The organism is Sphingomonas sanguinis NBRC 13937 (assembly GCF_001591005.1).
In the GTDB taxonomy this organism is placed as follows: domain Bacteria; phylum Pseudomonadota; class Alphaproteobacteria; order Sphingomonadales; family Sphingomonadaceae; genus Sphingomonas; species Sphingomonas sanguinis.
Genome location: NZ_BCTY01000005.1, coordinates 64923 through 85610 on the forward strand (window position 1 = coordinate 64923; position 20688 = coordinate 85610).

Annotated in this window: 15 protein-coding genes; 8 read left to right on the forward strand and 7 right to left on the reverse strand. The window is 66.0% G+C overall.

The window, feature by feature from the left end; translation table 11 throughout:
• Position 1 precedes the first annotated feature (1 nt).
• The 5 genes from treY to SSA01S_RS04505 all read left to right on the forward strand — a co-directional run bounded on the left by treY (position 2) and on the right by SSA01S_RS04505 (position 7199).
• Positions 2 to 2398, forward strand: a complete 2397-nt coding sequence (gene treY, locus SSA01S_RS04485; protein WP_082794924.1) for a malto-oligosyltrehalose synthase — start codon at positions 2 to 4, stop codon at positions 2396 to 2398.
• A 9-nt stretch (positions 2399 to 2407) separates the two neighbouring features.
• Positions 2408 to 2977, forward strand: coding sequence for a DNA-3-methyladenine glycosylase (locus SSA01S_RS04490; RefSeq protein WP_156477665.1), 570 nt, complete (start codon positions 2408 to 2410; stop codon positions 2975 to 2977).
• A 113-nt stretch (positions 2978 to 3090) separates the two neighbouring features.
• Positions 3091 to 3279, forward strand: a complete 189-nt coding sequence (locus SSA01S_RS04495) for a hypothetical protein (protein ID WP_058715648.1) — start codon at positions 3091 to 3093, stop codon at positions 3277 to 3279.
• A 96-nt stretch (positions 3280 to 3375) separates the two neighbouring features.
• Complete coding sequence (locus SSA01S_RS04500; protein ID WP_061779406.1) at positions 3376 to 4002, forward strand: retropepsin-like aspartic protease family protein; 627 nt, start codon at positions 3376 to 3378, stop codon at positions 4000 to 4002.
• 77 nt (positions 4003 to 4079) lie between these two features.
• Positions 4080 to 7199, forward strand: coding sequence for a response regulator (locus tag SSA01S_RS04505; RefSeq protein WP_244885557.1), 3120 nt, complete (start codon positions 4080 to 4082; stop codon positions 7197 to 7199).
• A 372-nt stretch (positions 7200 to 7571) separates the two neighbouring features.
• Here the strand turns inward: SSA01S_RS04505 and SSA01S_RS04510 are convergent, their stop codons facing one another.
• From SSA01S_RS04510 to SSA01S_RS04525, 4 genes are read right to left on the reverse strand one after another with little or no spacing between them, the layout of a single operon-like run.
• Complete coding sequence (locus tag SSA01S_RS04510) at positions 7572 to 8897, reverse strand: ATP-binding protein (protein ID WP_061779407.1); 1326 nt, start codon at positions 8895 to 8897, stop codon at positions 7572 to 7574.
• Positions 8894 to 9604 (reverse strand): response regulator, encoded by a 711-nt coding sequence (locus SSA01S_RS04515; RefSeq protein WP_058734091.1) that lies wholly within the window; start codon positions 9602 to 9604, stop codon positions 8894 to 8896. Before SSA01S_RS04515 ends, SSA01S_RS04510 begins: the two co-directional genes overlap by 4 nt.
• Positions 9605 to 9613: 9 nt before the next feature.
• Positions 9614 to 10183, reverse strand: coding sequence for a gamma carbonic anhydrase family protein (locus tag SSA01S_RS04520; protein WP_061779408.1), 570 nt, complete (start codon positions 10181 to 10183; stop codon positions 9614 to 9616).
• Positions 10183 to 12258, reverse strand: coding sequence for a malate synthase G (locus SSA01S_RS04525; RefSeq protein WP_061779409.1), 2076 nt, complete (start codon positions 12256 to 12258; stop codon positions 10183 to 10185). The genes SSA01S_RS04520 and SSA01S_RS04525 overlap by 1 nt, the downstream gene beginning before the upstream one ends.
• 97 nt (positions 12259 to 12355) lie before the next feature.
• Here SSA01S_RS04525 and SSA01S_RS04530 point away from each other — a divergent pair, with 97 nt between their 5' ends.
• Both SSA01S_RS04530 and SSA01S_RS04535 read left to right on the forward strand, forming a co-directional pair.
• Complete coding sequence (locus SSA01S_RS04530; protein WP_061779410.1) at positions 12356 to 13228, forward strand: LysR family transcriptional regulator; 873 nt, start codon at positions 12356 to 12358, stop codon at positions 13226 to 13228.
• A 79-nt stretch (positions 13229 to 13307) separates the two neighbouring features.
• On the forward strand, positions 13308 to 14246 hold the full coding sequence (locus tag SSA01S_RS04535) for a DUF808 domain-containing protein (RefSeq protein WP_061779411.1): 939 nt from the start codon (positions 13308 to 13310) through the stop codon (positions 14244 to 14246).
• Positions 14247 to 14260: 14 nt separating this feature from the next.
• Here the strand turns inward: SSA01S_RS04535 and SSA01S_RS04540 are convergent, their stop codons facing one another.
• Both SSA01S_RS04540 and SSA01S_RS04545 read right to left on the reverse strand, forming a co-directional pair.
• Positions 14261 to 14482 (reverse strand): DUF5818 domain-containing protein, encoded by a 222-nt coding sequence (locus SSA01S_RS04540; RefSeq protein ID WP_061779412.1) that lies wholly within the window; start codon positions 14480 to 14482, stop codon positions 14261 to 14263.
• A 44-nt stretch (positions 14483 to 14526) separates the two neighbouring features.
• Positions 14527 to 17550 carry a ligand-binding sensor domain-containing diguanylate cyclase gene (locus SSA01S_RS04545; protein WP_167348887.1) on the reverse strand — a complete coding sequence of 1008 codons (3024 nt, stop codon included), beginning with the start codon at positions 17548 to 17550 and terminating at the stop codon, positions 14527 to 14529.
• Between the two features lie 168 nt (positions 17551 to 17718).
• Between SSA01S_RS04545 and dinB the strand changes: the two genes are divergently transcribed.
• A complete protein-coding gene (gene dinB, locus SSA01S_RS04550; RefSeq protein WP_061779414.1) occupies positions 17719 to 18849 on the forward strand; it encodes a DNA polymerase IV in 1131 nt (376 codons plus the stop codon).
• Between the two features lie 3 nt (positions 18850 to 18852).
• On the opposite strand, the gene SSA01S_RS04555 is transcribed toward dinB, so the two are convergent.
• On the reverse strand, positions 18853 to 20685 hold the full coding sequence (locus SSA01S_RS04555; protein ID WP_244885559.1) for a sensor histidine kinase: 1833 nt from the start codon (positions 20683 to 20685) through the stop codon (positions 18853 to 18855).
• Positions 20686 to 20688 lie beyond the last annotated feature (3 nt).

Sequence of the window (20688 nt, forward strand, 5' to 3'; positions counted from 1 at the left end):
CATGACGCCGCGCGCCACCTATCGTTTCCAGTTTCACAAGGACTTTCCCTTCGACCGGGCGGAGGCCTTGCTGCCCTATCTCGACCGGTTGGGGATCAGCCATGTCTATGCCTCGCCCATCACCACGGCGGCGGCGGGATCGATGCACGGTTATGACGTGATAGACCCGACCCGGATCAATCCCGAACTGGGCGGCGAAGAGGCGTTCCGTTCGCTGTCCCGGGCCGCCCGGTGGCTGGGCATGGGTGTCATCATCGACATCGTGCCCAATCATATGGGCGTCGCGGGCGGCGGCAATGCCTGGTGGAACGATGTGCTCACCCGTGGTGAAGCCAGCCGGTACGCACGCTTCTTCGACATCGACTGGTCGCGCAAGCTGGTCCTGCCGATCCTGGGCGATCCACTGGCCAAGGTGCTCGCGGACGGCCAGATCGCGGTCGAACGCCGGGATGGACGCGCCGAGATCGTCGCTTATGGCGAGCATCGCCTACCGGTGCGGGACGAGGATCAGGACCGGGCCGAAGACGTGCCGGTCGCCGACCTGCTCGACCGGCAGCATTATCGGCTGGCATCCTGGCGCGTGGCGAACGACGAACTCAACTGGCGCCGTTTCTTCACCATCAACGATCTGGCAGGCCTTCGCATCGAGGACGACGAGGTGTTCGAGGAAAGCCACGCCCTTTATTTCAGGCTCTATAAGGAAGGGCTGATCGACGGGGTACGGATCGATCATGTCGACGGCTTGACCGATCCGATCGGCTATTGCCGGAAACTGCGCGCGCGGTTCGACGCGATCCCCCGCGACGACGCTAACCGCGCCTATATCGTAATCGAGAAGATCCTCGCCGCCGATGAGCCGATGGGCCAGGACTGGGGCGTCGACGGCACAAGCGGTTATGATTTCATGGAAGAGGTTTCCGCCTTGATCCATGCGCCGGAGGGGACAAGGCCCTTGGCCGAACTCTGGGCTCAGTTAAGCGGCCGATCCCCTCATTTCGCGCCGGAGGAATTGCAGGCCCGGCAGGATCTGCTGGCATGGCAGTTTGCGGGGCAGCTAGACCAGTGCGTCGCGGCCTTTGCCGCCCTCACGGCTTCGGCAGAGGCGCTTGAAGGCGCGATCACCACACCGATGCTGCGCCGTGCGATCGAGCGGCTGCTCTGGGTGTTCCCGGTCTATCGGACCTATGGCCCCGACGCCCCGACCAGCGACGTCGCCATTCGCGAGTTGGCGCGCCGCCGCGTCGATCCTTTGCTGCCGCCGGGCGAGGGCTTTGTCGCCGACCGGATCTTGGCTTGGCTCGCGGGCGAAGGCCCAGGGGACCGAGCCTTGCTGGCCGACGCGGTTCGACGCTTCCAGCAGCTCTCCGCGCCGATCGCGGCCAAGGCGGTCGAGGACACCGCTTTCTACCGCCACGCCGTCCTGCTCTCGCGCAACGATGTCGGTTTCGATGCGGGTCGCATCAGCATGTCCATCGCGGCCTTCCACGAACGCATGAAGGGTCGTGTCGAACGCTCCCCTCATGCGATGCTGACCACCGCCACCCATGATCATAAGCGGGGCGAGGATGTCCGCGCCCGGCTGGCGGTCTTGAGCGCCATGCCCGACGAATGGCGGCTGCAGGTCGAGGCGTGGTGGCGTCAGACCGTCGACTTGGCCGAGGGCGTCGATCCGGCGGATTGGTACATGTTGATCCAGACCCTGGTCGGCGCTTGGCCGGAGGACCGTGATCTCGGCGACTTCTCGAAACGGATCGCGGCGTGGCAGGAAAAGTCACTCCGTGAGGCTAAGCTGCGCTCGTCCTGGGAAGCGCCCGACACCGATTATGAGGCCCGGTGCAACGCCTTGGCCAAGGCGCTGATCGACGGAGAACAGGGGAAGGATTTCCGCGAAGGAATGACCGCCTTGCTCCGCCGGATCGCACCGGCGGCCGAAGCGAATATGCTGACCCAAGCGGCCTTGCGCTACACCGTACCCGGTATTCCCGACTGTTATCAGGGGACGGAGTTCGCCGATCTGAGCTTGGTCGATCCCGACAACCGCCGGCCGGTGGACTATCCCGCACGCGAAGCTGCACTGGCCGATGGGCATTGCCCAAAGCAGAAAGTCATCGCCGATCTGCTCGCCCTCCGGCGGCGTTGCCCGGACCTGTTCCTCCAGGGCCGCTATACCCCCCTGCCGGTCACCGGCTATGGCCGGGACCGGGTGATCGCCTTCGAGCGGCAGCACGGCGATCAGCGGTTGACCTGCATCTTCGGTCTACGGGTCACGCCGTTGATCGATGCGGATGGCGTGATCGACTGGCGCGATACGGCGGTGGAAACCAGTGAGGGCATGATCCGTCTGGCGGACAGGGCTGAGCCGATGCCGCTCTGGTTCTGGGTTACGATGGGGAGCTGAGCGGCATCGATGTCGTTGCTTTCGCCGGACTTCTACACGCAGCCGGTCGACGAGGTCGCACAAGGGCTGATCGGCGTAACCCTGACGGTCGACGGCGTGGGCGGGATCATCGTGGAGACGGAGGCGTATGACGCGGCCGATCCCGCCTCACATAGCTTTGCCGGACGAACCGTGCGCAATGCGACGATGTTCGGGCCGCGCGGCCATGCCTATGTGTACCGCATTTACGGACTGCACCACTGCCTCAACATCGTCTGCGGCACGCCAGGCAGCGCCGTCCTGATCCGTGCGATCGAGCCGCGACATGGCATCGATTCCATGCTGGAGCGGCGCGGTATCGCCCGCCCGATACGGGAATTGTGCGCCGGTCCGGGGCGGCTCTGCGCAGCACTGGGGATCAACATGGCGCTGGACGGGGCATCGCTCGATAGGCCGCCCTTCCTGCTGGAAGACGTGGACACGGTGCCGGACGTTGTCACCGGACCCAGGATCGGCATCACCAAGGCCGCCGACCGGCCGAGACGCTTCGGTTTGCGCAGCTCACTATGGCTCAGCCGCCCATTTCCCGGTTTCAATTGATGCAATGCAGCGTTAATATTGGCGCCTTCACCCCGCAATGCAGCAACTTATTTACTTGATCTCCACCATATTTATCACGAGCCTGCCTCCCATAATAAATAAGGGGCGAGTCGATGGAGTGGATCAAGGTCCTGGCGGTAGTCGCCATGGTCTATGGCATTTGGGCAGCTTATCGGTCGCTGGGCGCGCCAGTTCTTCACGAAGGGGCTCGCTATTTCCGCCAGCCCGATGGCAGCTTCCGCCGCTGGTATGGCGGTCGGCGCTTCAGCGCGGACGAAGTGGGCGCACCCGAGCAAGCCTGATTTCCCACCGGGGCGGTCAGCCGTCAGACAGCTGGCCGCCACTATGATTGCGCCTTCACGCGACCCATATCGGGTGGCGGAAGGAAATGATTTCTCATGATACCCGATCTGGGCATCCCCCTGCCCCTCGCCGCCCTGGTCGCCGCGGCAATCCTGGCGGTGGTTTTGGCCCGCCGGGTGCCTGTGTTGCGCGTGGCGCTCAATCTGGTCAGCTGGGTCATCCTGGGCGGTCTGCTGATCGTCGTTCTGCAACAGCGTCAGCAATTCGATCCCTATATCCAGCGCGCGATGCAGGCCCTCAATCTTCAGGATCAGAATGTGGTGGGCGATACGGTGCGCATCCGCATGTCGCCCGATGGCCATTTCTGGGCGCGGGTGACGATCGACGACGTCAGTCGACGGATGCTGGTCGACAGTGGCGCGACGCTGACCGCGCTGTCCACCGATACCGCGCGGGCCGTCGGATTGAAGCCCGCAAAACCGGTGTTCCCGGTCATATTAAATACCGCCAACGGCATGATCCGCGCCCAGACCGCGCAGATCGACTCGCTGCGCATCGGCACCATCCGCGCCGATGACGTGCCCGTCGTCGTCTCGCCCGCCTTTGGCGATACCGATGTGCTGGGAATGAATTTCCTGTCGCGGCTCAAAAGCTGGCGGGTAGAGGGCTCGACGCTGATCCTGGAACCGCATCATCCGCAGCCCTTAACCGGACGCTCATGACATAAGTGATACGGAAAGAAGACAGAATTCGAGGCGTTTGGCCCGTTGTCCGATTGACTTGATGGTGTAGCTTTTTCATGCGTCAGACTATGAACACTCCCCTGTCGCGCATGCTGTCGCTCCCGCCGCAGCTCGACCGATATGTTGCCCAGGCCGTCGAAGCAGGCGAATTTGCCGACGAGCAAGCCCTGCTGATCGCCGCGATCGAGCGGATGCGGACGGACAGTTCGTTCGGCGATCCGGCGACCTGGCTGGTCGGCGGCGGCGAGTGTGGACAATTGCTCCGCGACCGCGACTGGGCAGACAGCCCGCTCGGCCCCATCGGTCGGTGGCCCGGTGTCTTGTGCACAACGGTCGCCAATATCGTGCATTCGCCGATAGCCAAGGTCCTGATGTGGGGACCGGATCATGTCATGCTCTACAATGACGCCTATCGCAGCGTCGCGGGGCCACGCCATCCTGCGGCCTTTGGCGGCCTCGTCGAGCAGGTATGGCCCGAAATCTGGGATTGGAACCGTGACATTCTGGAGCGCGGTTTCCGAGGGGAGGATATCGCCTTTCGCGACCAGAAACTGATCGTGACGCGCGCGGGTGTCGAGGAAGAGGTGGTCTTCGACCTCTATTACACGCCCGTCTATCTCGAGCGTGGCGACGTGGGCGGCGTCATGTGCACCGTCGTCGAGAATACCGGTCGCGTCGCTGCGGAGCGCCGCCTGGCCGAGAGCGAAGCGGAACTGCGAATCATCACCGACTCGCTGCCCGTTCTGGTCGCCTTCGTCGATCGCGAGGAACGGTATCGCTTCGCCAATGACTATTACCGCGAATTTCTCGGTGTCGACCCGGAGGGCATGCTGGGGCAGCGCATCGGCGATATACTGACCGATGACGACTATAGCGAGCGCAAACCGCTGATCGACCGGGCGCTGGCGGGCGAGACGGTGGTGGCGGATGTCCATCTGCACCACCGTGACGGCAGCCGCCGCCGAGCCGAGACACGCTATATCCCCCGCCGGGGCGATGACGGTATGGTCATGGGTTTCCACATCCTGGTCTTCGACGTGGACGAGCGGATGCGCCATTCCGAAGCGATCGAGCGCAGCAATCGTCGTTTCCGTGCGGCCATGGATGCGGTGCATGGCGTACTGTGGACCAACAGCGCCGATGGCCGCATGATCGGGGAACAACCCGGCTGGGCCGCGATCACCGGCCAGTCTCTGGAGGAATATCAGGGCTTTGGCTGGGCAAATGCGGTCCACCCGGACGATGCCGCGGCCTCGGTCGTCGCTTGGAACGAGGCGGTGGCGACGAAGGGCATGTTCATCCACGAACATCGCGTTCGTCGCCATGACGGCGAATGGCGTACCTACGCCATCCGCGGTTTGCCCATCATCGGCGCCGACGGCGAACTGATCGAATGGGTCGGCGTCCATACCGACATCACCGAGCAGCGCGCCGCCGAACAGGCACTGCGCGATCAGGCCTCCATCCTCGCGCGTCAGGTCCACCACCGCGAACGCGCCGAGGCACAGCTGCGCCAGCTCAACGAGACGCTGGAAAGCCGCGTCATCGAGGAGATCGCCGAGCGCCGCCAGGCCGAGATGAAGCTAGCCCAGGCGCAGAAGATGGAGACGATCGGCAAGCTGACCGGCGGTGTCGCGCACGACTTCAACAACCTGTTGCAGGTCGTGTCGGGCAACCTCCAGCTGCTGGGCAAGGATGTCGCAGGCAATGACCGCGCCGAACAGCGTGTCGCCAATGCGATGGCGGGGGTCTCGCGCGGGTCCAAGCTCGCGGCGCAGCTGCTCGCCTTCGGCCGACGCCAGGCGCTGGAGCCCAAGGTGGTCAACGTCACCCGCTTCGTCCAGGGCATGGACGACATGCTGCGCCGCGCGATCGGTGAGGGCGTGGAGATCGAGACGATCGTTGGCGGTGGCTTGTGGAACACCTTCATCGATCCGGCACAGATCGAGAATGCGCTGCTGAACTTGGCCATCAACGCCCGCGACGCGATGGATGGCCAGGGCAAGCTGACTATCGAGCTGGGCAATGCCCATCTCGACGACGATTACGCCCGAACCCATGATGAGGTAACGCCCGGCCAATATGTCATGCTGGCGGTCTCCGATACCGGGAGCGGCATGTCGGACGAGATCATCCACAAGGTCTTTGAGCCCTTTTTCTCGACCAAGAGCGAGGGCAAGGGGTCGGGGCTGGGCCTGTCGATGGTCTATGGCTTCGTCAAACAGTCGGGCGGCCATGTGAAGATCTATTCCGAGGTCGGCCACGGCACCACGATCAAGCTCTATCTGCCCCGCGCGATGGAGGCCGAGGATATCGAGGTCGCGGTCGATACCGGCCCAATCACCGGCGGCACCGAGACGGTGCTGGTCGTCGAGGACGATGCCGAGGTGCGCGCGACCGTCGTCGAGTTGCTGTCCGATCTGGGTTATCGGGTGTTGAAGGCGGTGGACGCGCAGAGTGCGCTGAACGTCATCGAAAGCGGCATCCCGATCGACATGCTGTTCACCGATGTCGTAATGCCGGGCACGTTGAAGAGCCCCGAGCTGGCCCGCAAGGCGCGCGAGCGGCTGCCCGATATCGCGGTGCTGTTCACCTCGGGCTATACCGAGAATTCGATCGTCCATGGTGGACGGCTGGACCGGGGTGTCGAGCTGCTCTCCAAGCCCTATACCCGCGAAGCATTGGCGCGGAAGTTCCGGCACGTGCTGGCCAACCAGCGCCAGCGGCGCATGGCGACGAATGAGGCTCCAGCCCCCCGCTCCGAGCCGCCCGTCGAAGAGGCTCGGCCCCAGCCGTTGCATGATGGCCGTACCATCCTGCTGGTCGAGGATGACGATCTGATCCGTATGAATACGGCCGAAACCCTGCAGGATGCGGGCTTTGTCGTCGTCCATGCCGTGACCGCCGAAGAGGCGATGACCGCGCTTCAGACCGCGCAGATCGATGTGCTGGTGACCGACCTCAACCTGCCGGGTGAGTCAGGTGTCGAACTGGCTGGGCGGGCAAGGCAGTTGCGGCCCACGCTGTCGATCGTCTTCGCGACAGGTGACGGCGGCATGGCGGCGGAAGCGGCGAATATGGACGCCGCGCTGTTGACCAAGCCCTATACGGCGACCCAACTGGTCGCTGCGATCCAGGGCCGGTTGGCGGTTATGGAGCAGACGACCCGGTCTTGAGCCGGGCCGCCTACCCCTTTCCGGTCGGACTCATGCCGGAGGGGGGCGGCAGGGGAGTCCTTGCGAAACGCGTGAAACTTTGAAGCGGGTTAGCGGGCCTTCCAGCCCTCGATGGCGGCGAAGGTGATGATCACCGCCAGCACGAGCAGGGCACCCTGCAATTCCAGTGCGGTCAAATCGAACTCCATCGTCATCGGTTACCTCCCGAATGATTGGCCAGACGCTCTGTTCGCCCGCTATCGCGAATGGTTCACGGGCAAACATGAAAACGGTGAGGCGGCTCCGTTCCCCGAGGGGGTGGGGCTCGAAGCCAACCTCTAGGAACTGTAATACGCATCGAGTTTTGCTGTCGTGCAGCGAAACCGTGACAAATCATGTCCGGCAGTGCGGAAGACGAATTTCCGCGCAGAGACCACCTTCGGGACGGTTGGCCAGCGTCAATGCCCCGCCCTCCGCCGCGACGACCCGCGCAACGATCGACAGGCCCAGGCCGAAACCCACCGTGTCCCGCCGCCGTGCGGTATCGAGCCGGACGAACGGCTCCAGCACCAATTCCAGCGACTCCTCCGGGATGCCCGGCCCATTATCCTCGACGCGGATGCGCACATCGTCACCGGGCTCGGCGCGCAGGGTGATGGTGGCGTGATCGCCGTAATGGAGCGCATTCTCGACCAGGTTGGTCAGTGCGCGCTTCACCCCGAACCGGCGCAATCGGCAGTCGAAGTGATCCGGTCCGACATAGCGGACGTCACGGCCATGGTCGGCCGCATCATCGGCCAGATTGGCGCAGAGGATGGCGAGGTCGGTCAGCTCGGGCTGTTCGGCATCGCCCTCACCGCCGAGAAAAGCGAGCAGCGAGGCGACCATCGCCTCCATCTCCTCGATATCGGTGCCGATCGCCTCGCGCACTTCATCGTCATGGATCGCATCGGCACGCAGGCGCAACCGGGCGAGCGGGGTGCGAAGGTCGTGACCTACCGCTGCCAGCGCGCGGGTGCGCTCGTCGATCAACCGGCCGATACGTGCCTGCATCCGGTTGAAGGCGCGGGTCACATGGCGCACCTCGCCGGGACCTCGCTCCGGCACGATCAGCGGGGCGTGGCCGCCCTGCCCCCGGCCCAGCTTGTCCGCCGCCCGCGCGAGCATCCGCAGCGGCTGAAGCGTCCGCCCGATCAAGGCACCGCTCAGGAGCATCAGCGCGATGGCCGGGATCAGCGCCAGCAATACCCGCCCCAGTGCCAAGTCGAGCGTGCGCACCCCCTCCCTCATGCGAAAGCTCAGCAAGGTGCCGTCGTCGAGGCGCAGGTCGCCCGACACCACCGAGGTGCGGCCGGGCGAAGTCAGCCGCAGGTGAATGTCGGTCGCCGCCAAGGTCGGTTCCCAGTCGACGATCTGGCGCTGCATGCTGTCCATCGCGGGCGCGATGGTGGGGCGCGGCGGCGCGGCGGGCGACCAGCTGACGATGTACCGATCGGTGGTCAGTTCCTCGGCCACTTCGGGACGTTCGATCGGTGGCCGCTCATTCAGGACGCGGCGCGCGACGATCAGATGTTCGGCCAAGCGGCGCGCTTCGTCGTCGCGGACCGAAACATGGCTGGCCCGCTCGTAGAGATAGGTAGAGATGGCGAACTCGATCGTCACCGCCAGCAGCAGGATCGCGACGATCCGGCCGAGCAGGCCGACCGAAGGGCGGATCACCGCCGCTCCACCGGCACGTTCAACATATACCCCACACCGCGCACCGTGACGATCGGCGCCGCGCCCCCCGCCCCCGACAGCTTGCGACGAAGACGGCTGACCAGCACGTCGATGCTGCGGTCCGAACTGTCACCGATCCGCGCGCGCGACAGTTCGATCAGTCGTTCGCGCGCGACGACGCGCTGGGCATTGTCGAGAAAGGCGACGAGCAGATCGAACTCGGCCCCCGTCAGTTCTACCTGCGCGCCCGAGGGCGACATCAGCTCGCGGCGCGGCAGGTTCGCGGTCCAGCCGTCAAAGCCCAATATGCCCGCCTCGCGCTCGCCCGGTGTATTCTCCAGCCCGCCGCGACGCAGCACGGCGCGGATGCGCGCCACCAGTTCACGCGTGCCGAACGGCTTGGCGAGATAATCGTCCGCGCCCAGTTCCAGCCCGACCACCCGGTCGACCTCGCTGCCCTTGGCGCTGATGAAGATGATCGGGACCGCGCTCTTCTGGCGGACCTGGCGGCACAGGTCGATACCACTGGTGCCCGGCAGCATGATGTCCAGCAGGATCAGGTCGATCTGTCCGACGTCCAGCGCCTGCCACATCTCGGGTGCGGCATTGGCCAGCTTCACGGCAAAGCCGTTCTCCTGCAAGGCGCGGGCGGTCAGGGTCCGAAGGGCGGGATCGTCCTCGACGATCAGGATAGTGGGCGGCGTCACCCTGCTTGGCTAGGCAGGTGCGACGCCATCGTCAACGGCCGGTCCGGGCCGATCCTCGCCGAGTGGCTGCAAATCTGCGGCATATTGGGCTGCACGCGAGGCATAGCCGGTGGCCGATTCGCGCAACCGCGCGATCTCGCCGGGCTCCAGCGTTCGTACCGCGCGGGCAGGCGCACCGACGATCAGGCTGCCGGGTGCAAAGACCTTACCCTCGGTGACGAGCGCGCCCGCCCCGACCAGCGAGCCTGCGCCGATCACCGCGTCGTTCAGCACCGTCGCGCCCATGCCGATCAGGCAGCCATCCTCGATCGTACAGCCGTGCAGGACGGCGCGGTGCCCGACCGTGCAATCCGACCCGATGGTCAGCGGGCTGCCGGGGTCGGAGTGCAGCACGGCACCGTCCTGCACATTGCTCCGCGCGCCGACCCGGATGACACCGTTATCGGCGCGCAGCACCGCCCCGAACCACAGGCTCACCTTTTCGGCGAGGATCGCCTGTCCAATCACATCGGCCGAGGGCGCGATCCAGGCGGTGTCGTGAACATCGGGGCGGCGGTCGTCCAGCGCATATAGCGGCACTATGCCATCTCCTTCTGATCCAGGGGCTGCTTGGCGGCCTGGCGATAGCGGTGAAGCAGCGGCTCGGTATAGCCATTGGGCTGGCTGATGCCCTGAAAGATCAGCGCGCGGGCCGCCTGGAAGGCCAGACCGTCCGGATTTTCAGAAAGCGACCGATAGGCGGGGTCACCCTGGTTCTGTGCGTCGACCTTCGCCGCCATGCGCGCCAGCGCCGCCTCGACCTGAACGGCGGTGACGACGCCGTGGTGCAGCCAGTTCGCGATATGCTGGGACGAGATGCGCAGCGTGGCGCGGTCCTCCATCAGGCCGATATCGTGCAGGTCGGGCACCTTGGAACAGCCGACACCCTGGTCGATCCAGCGCACGACATAGCCCAGCAGCCCTTGCGCATTATTGTCCAGTTCGGCCGTGATCTCCTCTGCCGACCAGTCGGGCGCGGTGGCGACCGGCGGGGTGAGCAGCCGTTCCAGCGCCGCGATCGGTTCGACCGTCCGGGCCTGCTGGCGGTCGGCGACATCGGTCCGGTGATAATGGGTCGCGTGCAACGTGGCGGCGGTCGGCGACGGCACCCAGGCGGTCGTCGCGCCCGATTGCGGATGCGCGCCCTTCTGCGCCAACATGTCGGCCATACGGTCGGGGGCCGCCCACATGCCCTTGCCGATCTGGGCCCGTCCCGCAAAGCCGCAGGCCAAGCCGATCTGGACATTGCGGTCCTCATAGGCGGCGATCCAGTCGCATTCCTTCATCGCCGCCTTGCGCACCATCGGCCCCGCCTGCATCGCGGTGTGAATTTCGTCACCGGTGCGGTCGAGAAAGCCAGTGTTGATGAAGACGATCCGGTCCTTCACCGCGTGGATGCACGCGGCCAGATTGGCGGACGTCCGGCGCTCCTCGTCCATCACCCCGATCTTGATCCGATGCCGGTCGAGGCCCAGCATATCCTCGACCGCATCGAACAGCCGATCGGCGAAGCCCGCCTCCTCCGGCCCGTGCATCTTGGGCTTAACGATGTAGATGGAGCGGCCTTGGCGCATCGCGATGAGGCTGGTCACGATGGCGTCGAGAATGCCCTCGGGCGCTTCCGATCCATCGGGCAGCAGGATGGCGGGCGTCGTCATCAGATGGCCGACATTGCGGACGAACAACAGGCTGCGCCCCGGCAGGCTGAACATGCGGCCGTCCGGCGCAATATAGGCGCGGTCGTCGGCCAGCCGTCGGGTCGTCGTCCGTCCGCCCTTCTCGACCTCTGCGGTGAGCGTGCCGTCGATCAGGCCCAGCCAGTTGGCATAGCCCGCAACCTTGTCCTCTGCATCGACCGCCGCGACCGAGTCCTCTAGATCGCATATAGTGGTCAGCGCGGATTCCAGGACGATATCGGCGATACCCGCCGGGTCAGTCCGGCCGATGGGATGGGTTGGATCGACCACGATCTCGATATGCAGGCCGTGATTGCGAAACAGCCAACCGCGTTCGCTGCGCCCCCGAAACTGGTCGGGGTCACGCAGGGTTTTGACGGCCTCGGCCAGATCCGTGACGCCCTGCCATCCGCCCTCGACCGGCAGCGCATCGTCCAGAAAGGCGCGGGCCCAGCCGATGACCGCCGCGCCGCGCATCGGGTCATAGCCCGTCTCGGTCGGGATCGGCGCAAGCGCGTCGGTGCCGTATAGCGCGTCGTACAGGCTCCCCCACCGCGCATTGGCGGCGTTCAGCAGGAAGCGGGCGTTAAGCATCGGCACGACCAGTTGCGGCCCGGCCAGCTCGGCCACCTCCGCATCGACATCGCGTGGCGCAATGGTGAAGGGAGCAGGCTCGGGCGCGAGATAGCCGATCTCGGTCAGGAAAGCGCGCTGGCTGGCACCATCGGTCGCTCCCCCCTGGGCGTACCAGTCATCGATCCGCCTCTGAAGCGCGTCGCGCCGGGCCAGAAGGGCGGCATTCTCTGGGGCGAAGCGGGCAAGAATGTCCGCCATGCCCGACCAGAAACGATCGGGGTCGACGCCGCTGCCCGGCAAAGCGCGATCTTCCAGAAAAGCGACCAGCGCGGGCGCGATCGAAAGGCCGTGGCGTTGCATCATCGCGTCTCTCCTTCAAACGTCCGGGCCCATAATAGTGCATCGCTATTACGCGTGACAGTAGGCATAATCGAACCGCTGTCGATCGCAGGAGGAACGAATGGACCCCGATATTGCGCTGTTCGTCGACGTGGTTCGCGAAGGCAGCCTGGCCGCCGCCGCACGAGCATGGCGGCTGTCGCCCGCTATGGTGTCGAAGCGCATGGCACGACTGGAAGCGCGACTGGGCGTGCGGCTGCTGCATCGGACCACCCGGCGGCTGTCCCCCACTCCTGCAGGGGCCGCGTTCCATGCCGAGGTCGGGCCGCTGATCGCCGGGCTCCGCGCCGCCGAAGCGCGCATGGCCCAGACGGCGGCCAAGCCCGCCGGGCCTTTGTCGATCAGCGCCCCGACCTCGTTCGGCCGACTCTGGATCGCGCCCTTCCTGCCCGCCTTTCTGGGCCGCTATCCCGAGATCAGGCTGAAGGTCGAACTGAGCGACGATTATGTCGACCTGCTGGGCGGAGGTGTCGACCTGGCGATCCGCATCACCGCCACGCCTCCCACGGGGCTCGGCGCGCGTCGCATGGCCGACAATCGCCGTATCCTGTGCGCCAGCCCGGCCTATCTCGCGCGTGCGGGGACGCCCGGAACGATCGCCGCGCTTCGCCAGCACCGCCTGCTCGCGGCGCGCGGCCAGTTTCCCTGGCGGCTGACCGGCGCGACCGTCTCCGGCGACAGCGTGGTCGAGACCGACAGCAGCGAAATGGTTCGCGAACTGGCGCTGGCAGGCGGCGGCATCGCGCTGCGCTCTCTCTGGGATGTCGCCGATGCGCTGGCCGACGGACGGCTGGTGCGGGTGCTGCCCGCTTATGAAGGATCGGTCGCGGTCGGCATCTGGGCCATCTACGCAGCGCTGGGTGCGCCCGCAGCCGTTCCTGCGCTGCTCGATCACCTGGCCGAGCAATGGCGCGGCGCGTCCTGGCAGACATGACGGAGCCGTCATTTTCCCGTGCATCGGCGCAACACAGGCTCTAGGCACAGGCAATAGGGTTCAAGGGAGTGACGCTTCGATGGCAGGTGGTCTGGTCGCATTGCTGGACGACGTGGCGGCAATCGCCAAGCTGGCGGCGGCGTCGCTCGACGATGTGGCGGGTGCATCGGCGCGTGCCGGCGCCAAGGCGGCGGGTGTGGTCATCGACGATACGGCGGTGACGCCACGCTATGTCGTCGGACTGGCACCCCAGCGCGAACTGCCCATCATCGGCAAGATCGCGCTGGGGTCGTTGCGCAACAAGCTGATCTTCCTGCTGCCCGCTGCGCTGCTGCTCAGCGCCTTTGCGCCCTGGGCGATCACCCCGATCCTGATGGCGGGCGGCGCGTTTCTCTGCTTCGAGGCGAGCGAGAAAATCCTCGAGACGCTGACCGGCGGCCATGAGGAAGCGTCCGAGGCCGCCCCGGTCGATGCCAAGGTGCTGGAGGACCGGCAGGTCTCGGGCGCGATCCGCACCGACCTGATCCTGTCGGGTGAGATCATGGCGATCGCTCTGTCGGAACTGCCCGACATGTCGATCGGGACGCAGGCGATCGCTCTCGCGCTGGTCGGCATCGCGATCACCATCGGCGTCTATGGCGTGGTCGCCGCCATCGTGAAGATGGACGATATTGGCTTGCATCTTGCCCGTCGTGAGGGGCGCGCGGCACAGGCGATCGGTCGGGGCTTGGTAAAGGCCATGCCGCTCGTCCTGCGCGTGCTGGCGGTGGTCGGCACCGCCGCCATGGTCTGGGTCGGCGGTGGGATCATCGTCCATGGCATGGAGGAATTCGGGCTGACCACCCTGCCCCATCTGATCCATGACACCGCGCATCATGCGGGCGAGGCGATGGCGGTGGCGGGCGGAGCCGTGGCCTGGATCATCGGCGCCATCGGATCGGCGATCGTCGGCCTGATCGTCGGCGCAGTCATCGTGGGCGTCCTGCACCTGATCCCCCGGCGCGGCGACAGCCACTGAGCAAAGGGCGGACGTCAGCCGCCCCGGACGCCCTCCACCTCCATCAGGCCGGGCGCCAGCAAATGCCCGGTCACGGTCACCGACTTGCCGACATGATCGACCGGCACCCGCATCAGCCGCAGTTCGACCAGCGTGCCGTCAGCGCCTTGGAGAAGAAACGCTCCCTGCTGCCGCACCAAGCGGCCGGAGCGGGAAATCGGTGACCGGGCGACGTCAGGGGAAGCAGACTCTGTCATGGAACAGGCCAACCCTGCGCCCCTTCGACGGTTCCGCGCAAGACCTAGGCCGCCCGCGCTACCCGGTCGCGCCCACCGCGCTTGGCACAGTAAAGGGCTTCGTCGGCGCGCCGGATCATCGTGCCGACGTCCTCGCCCGACTGCCACTGCGCGACGCCCGCACTGATGGTCAGGGCGATCACCTGATCGCCGACCTGTATCGGACTGGCGGCGACGTCCCGGCGCAAGCGTTCGACGACCGCCATGGCGGTATCGATGCCCGCGCTGGCGAACAGGATCGCGATCTCCTCGCCGCCATAGCGCGACAGCGTGTCGTCGGCACGCACATCCCGTTGCAGTCGCGCAGATAACTGCACCAGCACCTCGTCCCCGGCGCTATGTCCGTACTGATCGTTGATCCGCTTGAAGTGATCGACGTCGAGCAACGCAAAGACAAAGCCCTCACCGTCGCGCATTGCCCGTTCGCGCGCGGTTTCCAGTGCGGTCATCAGCGTGCGACGATTGGCGAGGCCGGTCAGAGGATCGGTGCTCGCCAGCCGGTCGAGCTGCGCATTGGCGGTGCGCAGCTCGCTGGTCCGCTTCTCGACCATCGCCTCCAGAATCCGGGCACGACGGCGGACTACGGTGGTCACCAGCCAGACGAGCCCCGCCAGCCCCAGCAGGAAACCCAGCGCCATCGCCACCCGCGCGGGCCAGGTCTCGTACCATTGCGGATCGACGACCAGGCGGAAACGCCGCGTGATGACCTGAGGCGCAAGGCCGGGCACCTCGGCCCTCAGGTCCAGCCAATAGCTGCCCGCAGGAAGGTTGGTATAAGTGGCCGCTGCTGGCGTGCGTGCCGGAACGGTCATCCAGTCCCGGTCGAACCCTTCGAGCCGATAGCCATAGCGGATTTCCTCCGGCGAATCGAAGTCGGTCAAGGCAAAGCCGACCCGCAACGTCCGGCCGTCCCGTCCCAAATGCAGCGCCAGCGCGGACGAAGCAGAATCGATCGTCACCGCCCTACCGTCGATTTCCGCCGCGCTGATGATCAGCGCCCGGGTCCTGACTCGCTCGCGGTGGGTCAACAGCAGATCCGGCTGGAGAATCAACAGGCCGTCGGGCGAGCCGAACAGCAGCGAGCCATCTGGGGTCTTTCCCGTCGCCCGCTGATTAAAGGCGCTGGTCGTGCCACCATCGCGCTGGCTCATTGTGCGGACGGTGTGCCCGGACGGATCGATCACCGAAATGCCGCCTGCGCTCGCTACCCATACCCGGCGGCGGCTGTCCATCGTCAGCGACGCGACATTGTCGCCAGCCAGCCCTTGCGCCTCGGTAATCGCGTCGAAACGCCATCCGTTCGCGACCGCATGGCCGAGACCGACGCCGCCATAGGTGCCGACCCAGATGTCGCGACCGGCGAGAACGATCGACCCGGCATAATCCTGCGGCAGGCTGGCGGAATGCCCTGCTCGGCTCGAAAAATTGGTGAAGCGGCCTTTCTGAAGGTCGAACAGCCCGAGCCCGGACGGCGTGGCGACCAGCGCCGATGTCGGCGATCGGACGACGATATTGATGACTTCGTTGTTGGGCAGGCTGTGCGGATCGGTTGGGTCGTGCTGGAATCGGCGAACTTGTCCGTCGACCCGGTTGCGGACGAACAGCCCGCGATAGGTGCCGATCAACAGCGCCTGGGGCGTCTGGGCCAGGGAGATGACCGGCAGGTCTCCCAGTCCGGGCACATCCAGGGCACGGGTCTTGAGCGTCGTGCGGTCGATCGCCACGACGCCGCGAGCGCCGACCAGGATCGATCCGTCGTTCGCTTCGATCAGCGCCTTGATGTCCTGCCCGCCATGGAAACCCGGCAGGGCCAGATGGCGCACCACGCCGGTTTGCCGGTCGAGCGCATCGACCGTTCCCTTGCTGAAACCAAGCCAGATGACACCTTGGCGGTCGACCAGAATCCCGCGAACATTGTCGTCGGACAGCGATTTCCGAGGGTTGGGCATCGCCGCTCCGATCTGCAGCACCCCGCCACCTGGTCCCCTGCCTCGCGCCGCGCCCAGCTCTGTCGCCGCCCACATGCCGCCCGATCCGTCGAGCGCAAGGTCGCGCACCGTATCCCCCGCCAGCGACAGTGCGTTGGCCGCGACATGGCGGATCGGCATGACCGAATAATGGTGCGCCGGATCGATCAGCAGGATGCCCATGCCGTCGGTCGCCGCCCACATCCGGCCCTGCCGGTCCTCCTGCAGCGAACGTACCGTGCGGTGGCCGACCAGCGGAGAATCACCCGCCAGCGTGCGGAACTGGACGAAACGAGGCCGTGTTCCGCGATCCGGGCTCACGTAAATCCCGTCCGAGCCCGTTCCGATCCACAGCCGCCCTTGCCTGTCCCGCTGGATGGCCCAGATATCGTCCTTCGGCGCGGTAGCGCTCAGTGGCACCAAGACGAATCGGTCGGCATGCGGCGCGCGAACCCACAGCCCTTCCTCCGTTCCGGCCCACACAGTGCCATCGGCATCGCGAAAAACCGAAAAGACGACTTGGTTTCCGCCCTTGTCGTCGCGGATCGCCTCTGCCGCCATCGGATCGAGCCGGTCGTTGCGGGGATCGTAATGATGAACACCGCCGTCCGATGCGACATAGGCACCACCGGCCCCATCCGGCGTCAGGTCGAAAATGCGCGTTCCGGTCCGCTGCCCCTTGGCGATCAGACGATGAAAGCGGTCGGTGCGGACGTCGTACCGCGCCAGGCCGCCGACATTGGTGCCGATCAACACACTGCCATCGGGCAATGCGAGCAGCGAGCGGACATAATTGTCAGGCAGCGAATAGGGATCGGACAGTCGCTGCTTGAAGCTCCGCACCCGTTGCCCGTCATAGCGGGTCAGCCCGCCACGCGTACCGATCCACATCGTACCGTCGCGGGCATGCGTGATCGCCGTCGTCGTGACGTGCGGCAAATCCACGGAATCGCTCAGGCGTGTGAACGTCGCCCATTGCCATGCCGCCCAAGGATCGCTCCTCTCGGCCCCGGCCCCAGCAGGCAGGATCGACAGAAGGAGCAACAGGGCCGCGGCGCCCAAGGATCGTATATACGTCAAACGATAGTCCCCGGACCGTATGACATGGCACCCCATAAAAGTGGGTTAACCTGATGAACCGGGTCGGGTCTATTCATCAAGGGGTTGACGCGCCATCATTGTTCCTGTTTCGTTTCAGCTGGCCCGCACGCAGCGGGCCGTGTGATCGCCATGAGCTCTGCGGTGCCGAATTCTTCTTTGTCGACGACAGACGCACTGGCGACCCATGACGGCCGTAAGATCATCCATGTCGACATGGACGCCTTCTATGCATCGGTCGAGCAGCGCGACGATCCCAGCTTGCGCGGAAGACCCCTGGCGGTGGGTGGGTCGCGCAAGCGCGGCGTGGTGGCGGCCGCCAGTTACGAGGCGCGCGCTTTCGGGGTGCGGTCCGCCATGCCATCGGTCACGGCCGCGCGCCGTTGTCCCGAACTCGTCTTCGTGCCGCCCCGCTTCGACGTGTATCGCGAAGTATCAGGACAAATCCGCGCCATCTTCGCCCGCTATACCGCGTTGATCGAGCCTTTGTCGCTCGACGAAGCCTATCTCGACGTGACCGAGGACCGCGCCGGGCTGGAATCGGCGACGGCCGTTGCCGCGGCTATCCGGGCGGCCATCAAGGCGGAGACCGGGCTGACCGCCTCGGCCGGGGTCAGCTACAACAAGTTCATCGCCAAGCTGGCCTCGGACCAGAACAAGCCCGACGGGATGTGCGTGATCCCGCCCGCCCTTGGCGCGGCCTTCGTCGCCAGCCTGCCGGTCAAGCGCTTCCACGGGGTGGGGCCGGTGACCGCGCGCAAGATGGAGGCGCTGGGTATCCTGACAGGTCAGGACCTGTGCGATCGTCCGCTGGAGTTCCTGCAACGTCATTTCGGCAGCTATGCCGATTATCTCTACGGCGCGGCGCGCGGCGTCGATCATCGGCCGGTCCGGGCCCAGCGCATCGCCAAGTCGGTCGGGGCCGAGCGCACCTTCGAGGACGATCTGTCCGATCGCCACGCGCTGCGGACCGCGCTGGAGCGGGTGGTGGACGCTGCCTGGACCCGGATCGAACGAAGCGGCGTCGCGGGCCGGACCGTGACGCTGAAGCTGCGGCACAGCGATTTTCGGACCATTACGCGTGCCCGCTCGACCAGCCATCCGCTCGCAGAGCGTGCCCAGTTCCTGGCGATCGGACTGGAGCTTCTCGACCAGCAGCTGCCGGTTTCGGGGGGCGTCCGGCTGCTCGGCCTTACGCTGTCGGGTCTGATCGACCGCGAGGATGGGGAACAGGGTCCCGATCAAGCGGAGCTACCGCTCTGACGATTAGGCGGCCAGTTCGCCGATCGGAACGCCCGGTTCGGGGTCGACATCGAGCGTCAGGATCGCGACTGCACCGCTCCCCTTCCCAGCGCTGCGCAGCTCCAACGCGCCCCCCATCGCCGCCATGGAATTGGCGCACCAGTGCAAGCCCAGGCCACCCGATTTTTCCGTCCGCGTCGAGAAACCCGGCTGGAACAGCCGCGTCGCCTGGGATGGCTCGAAACCTTCGCCGTCATCGATGATCCGCACCGAAACCCGGCCGTCTTTGGGCGGCATGATCTCGACGGCGATGGCGCCATGGTCGCGCCCAGTGGCGACGATCGCCTCGACCGCGTTGGAAAACAGATTGCCGATCACCTGGCTCAGGATCACGCGATTGGCCAGGACAGGCGCTGGTCGAACGGGGAAGTCGACCTCGATCGATACCGACCGGGCATAGCGCGCAATCGTTGCGTTGCGCGCCACGATATCGCTCACATCACAGCGTTCGCGCGGTGGCCGCTCATGCGCGCGGGCCTGTTGCGCGCCGATGATCTCTAGCGTCTGTCGCATGGCATCGCGTCCGACCTCCAGCTGCATGCGAACCGCATCCCGGGCCACCGTCTCCGCATCCAGCGCGGTGGCGACGAAGGTCACGAGCTTGGCGCGCCGGGTCGGGTCGATGTCGTCGCGCCGCAATTCGGCCAGAGCCCGATCGATCAACTCGCGGTCCGGTAGGGTCCTCGCACCCATGCCATGGCTCAGGATGGTCGCAAGCGGCGCCAAGGCGTTGCGAACGTTGTGCAACACCCCCACGGCGCTTTCCGACCGGCCCAGCGCAAAGCTCTGAATTTCATTCTGTTCGCGCAAATCCTTCAACTGGTTGAGCATCGCGTTGAAGCTGCGCCCGAGCGACCCGAACTCATCGTCGCGGCTCCGGTTGTCCTCGAAGGGAAGGAGCGCGCCGGAGGCCTGCACCCGCTGCATATGCCGTTCGACCCGGTCGAGCGGTGCCAGCACGAATGCCGCAAGCGCCCGTCGGAGCATCAGGAGCAGGAAGACGAGCAACAAGATCGATCCCGCCACCGCCAGCAGCAACACGCGTCGTCCCAGCAACACGACTTCGCGCGAGACGCGGAAGGCCGCCGTCGCGACCGGCTTTCCATCGGCGCCGCGCACCGGCACCGCGATATCGACGATGCGCGAACTTGCCGAAACCGCGTCGGCCTGCCCCAGCGGCGGGCGGACGATCCGCGCGGTCTTGCCCAACAGCGCCGACAAATGACCCGCCGTCAGATGGCGGGCGACCGCCACATAGCCGGACGGATGCCCCGCCCCAGTCGCCGTTCGAGCCAGGCCGACCGCCATCAAACCTTGATCGGTCGGCAGATAGAATTTGGTCGAGAGCGCCCCACCGATCAGACGATCGGGATCAAGGCGGCTCAGCGCTCGCGATAGCGCGGCCGTGCGCGACGCAGCGCCCGGTCCCCCCTCTCCTGCGCGCAGGCTAACGTCCCAGGCAGCGTGGTCGGCCGTGCGATAGGCGACGGCATCGACGGCATGGGCGGCGAACAGGCTGCGGGCCAGCTCGGCGGGGACTTGCGGAGTGCTCGCATGTTCACGCGCCAACTCCTCGGTACCGCTCGCAAATTCGTTCAAGGCCACGCGCGCGCGGTGGCGATAGCCGTCGGTCGCCCGCTTCTCCAGCTCGGCAAAGCTGGGCGAAATGACGAGGCCGAGCAGCGCGGCCAGCGCGATCGCACCCGCAATGCCCGCCACCGTCAGGACCGACACCATGGTATCGCGCAACGAGCGCGGGCGAAGCCGCGCGCCGATCCATTTCCGCAAGCGCTTCACAGC

Bases quoted from the DNA above. Each gene is read 5' to 3' on its own strand.
- treY (WP_082794924.1), top strand. From the start codon at position 2: ATGACGCCGCGCGCCACCTATCGTTTCCAGTTTCACAAGGACTTTCCC.
- SSA01S_RS04490 (WP_156477665.1), top strand. From the start codon at position 2,408: ATGTCGTTGCTTTCGCCGGACTTCTACACGCAGCCGGTCGACGAGGTC.
- SSA01S_RS04495 (WP_058715648.1), top strand. From the start codon at position 3,091: ATGGAGTGGATCAAGGTCCTGGCGGTAGTCGCCATGGTCTATGGCATT.
- SSA01S_RS04500 (WP_061779406.1), top strand. From the start codon at position 3,376: ATGATACCCGATCTGGGCATCCCCCTGCCCCTCGCCGCCCTGGTCGCC.
- SSA01S_RS04505 (WP_244885557.1), top strand. From the start codon at position 4,080: ATGCGTCAGACTATGAACACTCCCCTGTCGCGCATGCTGTCGCTCCCG.
- SSA01S_RS04525 (WP_061779409.1), bottom strand. From the start codon at position 12,258: ATGATGCAACGCCACGGCCTTTCGATCGCGCCCGCGCTGGTCGCTTTT.
- SSA01S_RS04530 (WP_061779410.1), top strand. From the start codon at position 12,356: ATGGACCCCGATATTGCGCTGTTCGTCGACGTGGTTCGCGAAGGCAGC.
- SSA01S_RS04535 (WP_061779411.1), top strand. From the start codon at position 13,308: ATGGCAGGTGGTCTGGTCGCATTGCTGGACGACGTGGCGGCAATCGCC.
- SSA01S_RS04540 (WP_061779412.1), bottom strand. From the start codon at position 14,482: ATGACAGAGTCTGCTTCCCCTGACGTCGCCCGGTCACCGATTTCCCGC.
- dinB (WP_061779414.1), top strand. From the start codon at position 17,719: ATGAGCTCTGCGGTGCCGAATTCTTCTTTGTCGACGACAGACGCACTG.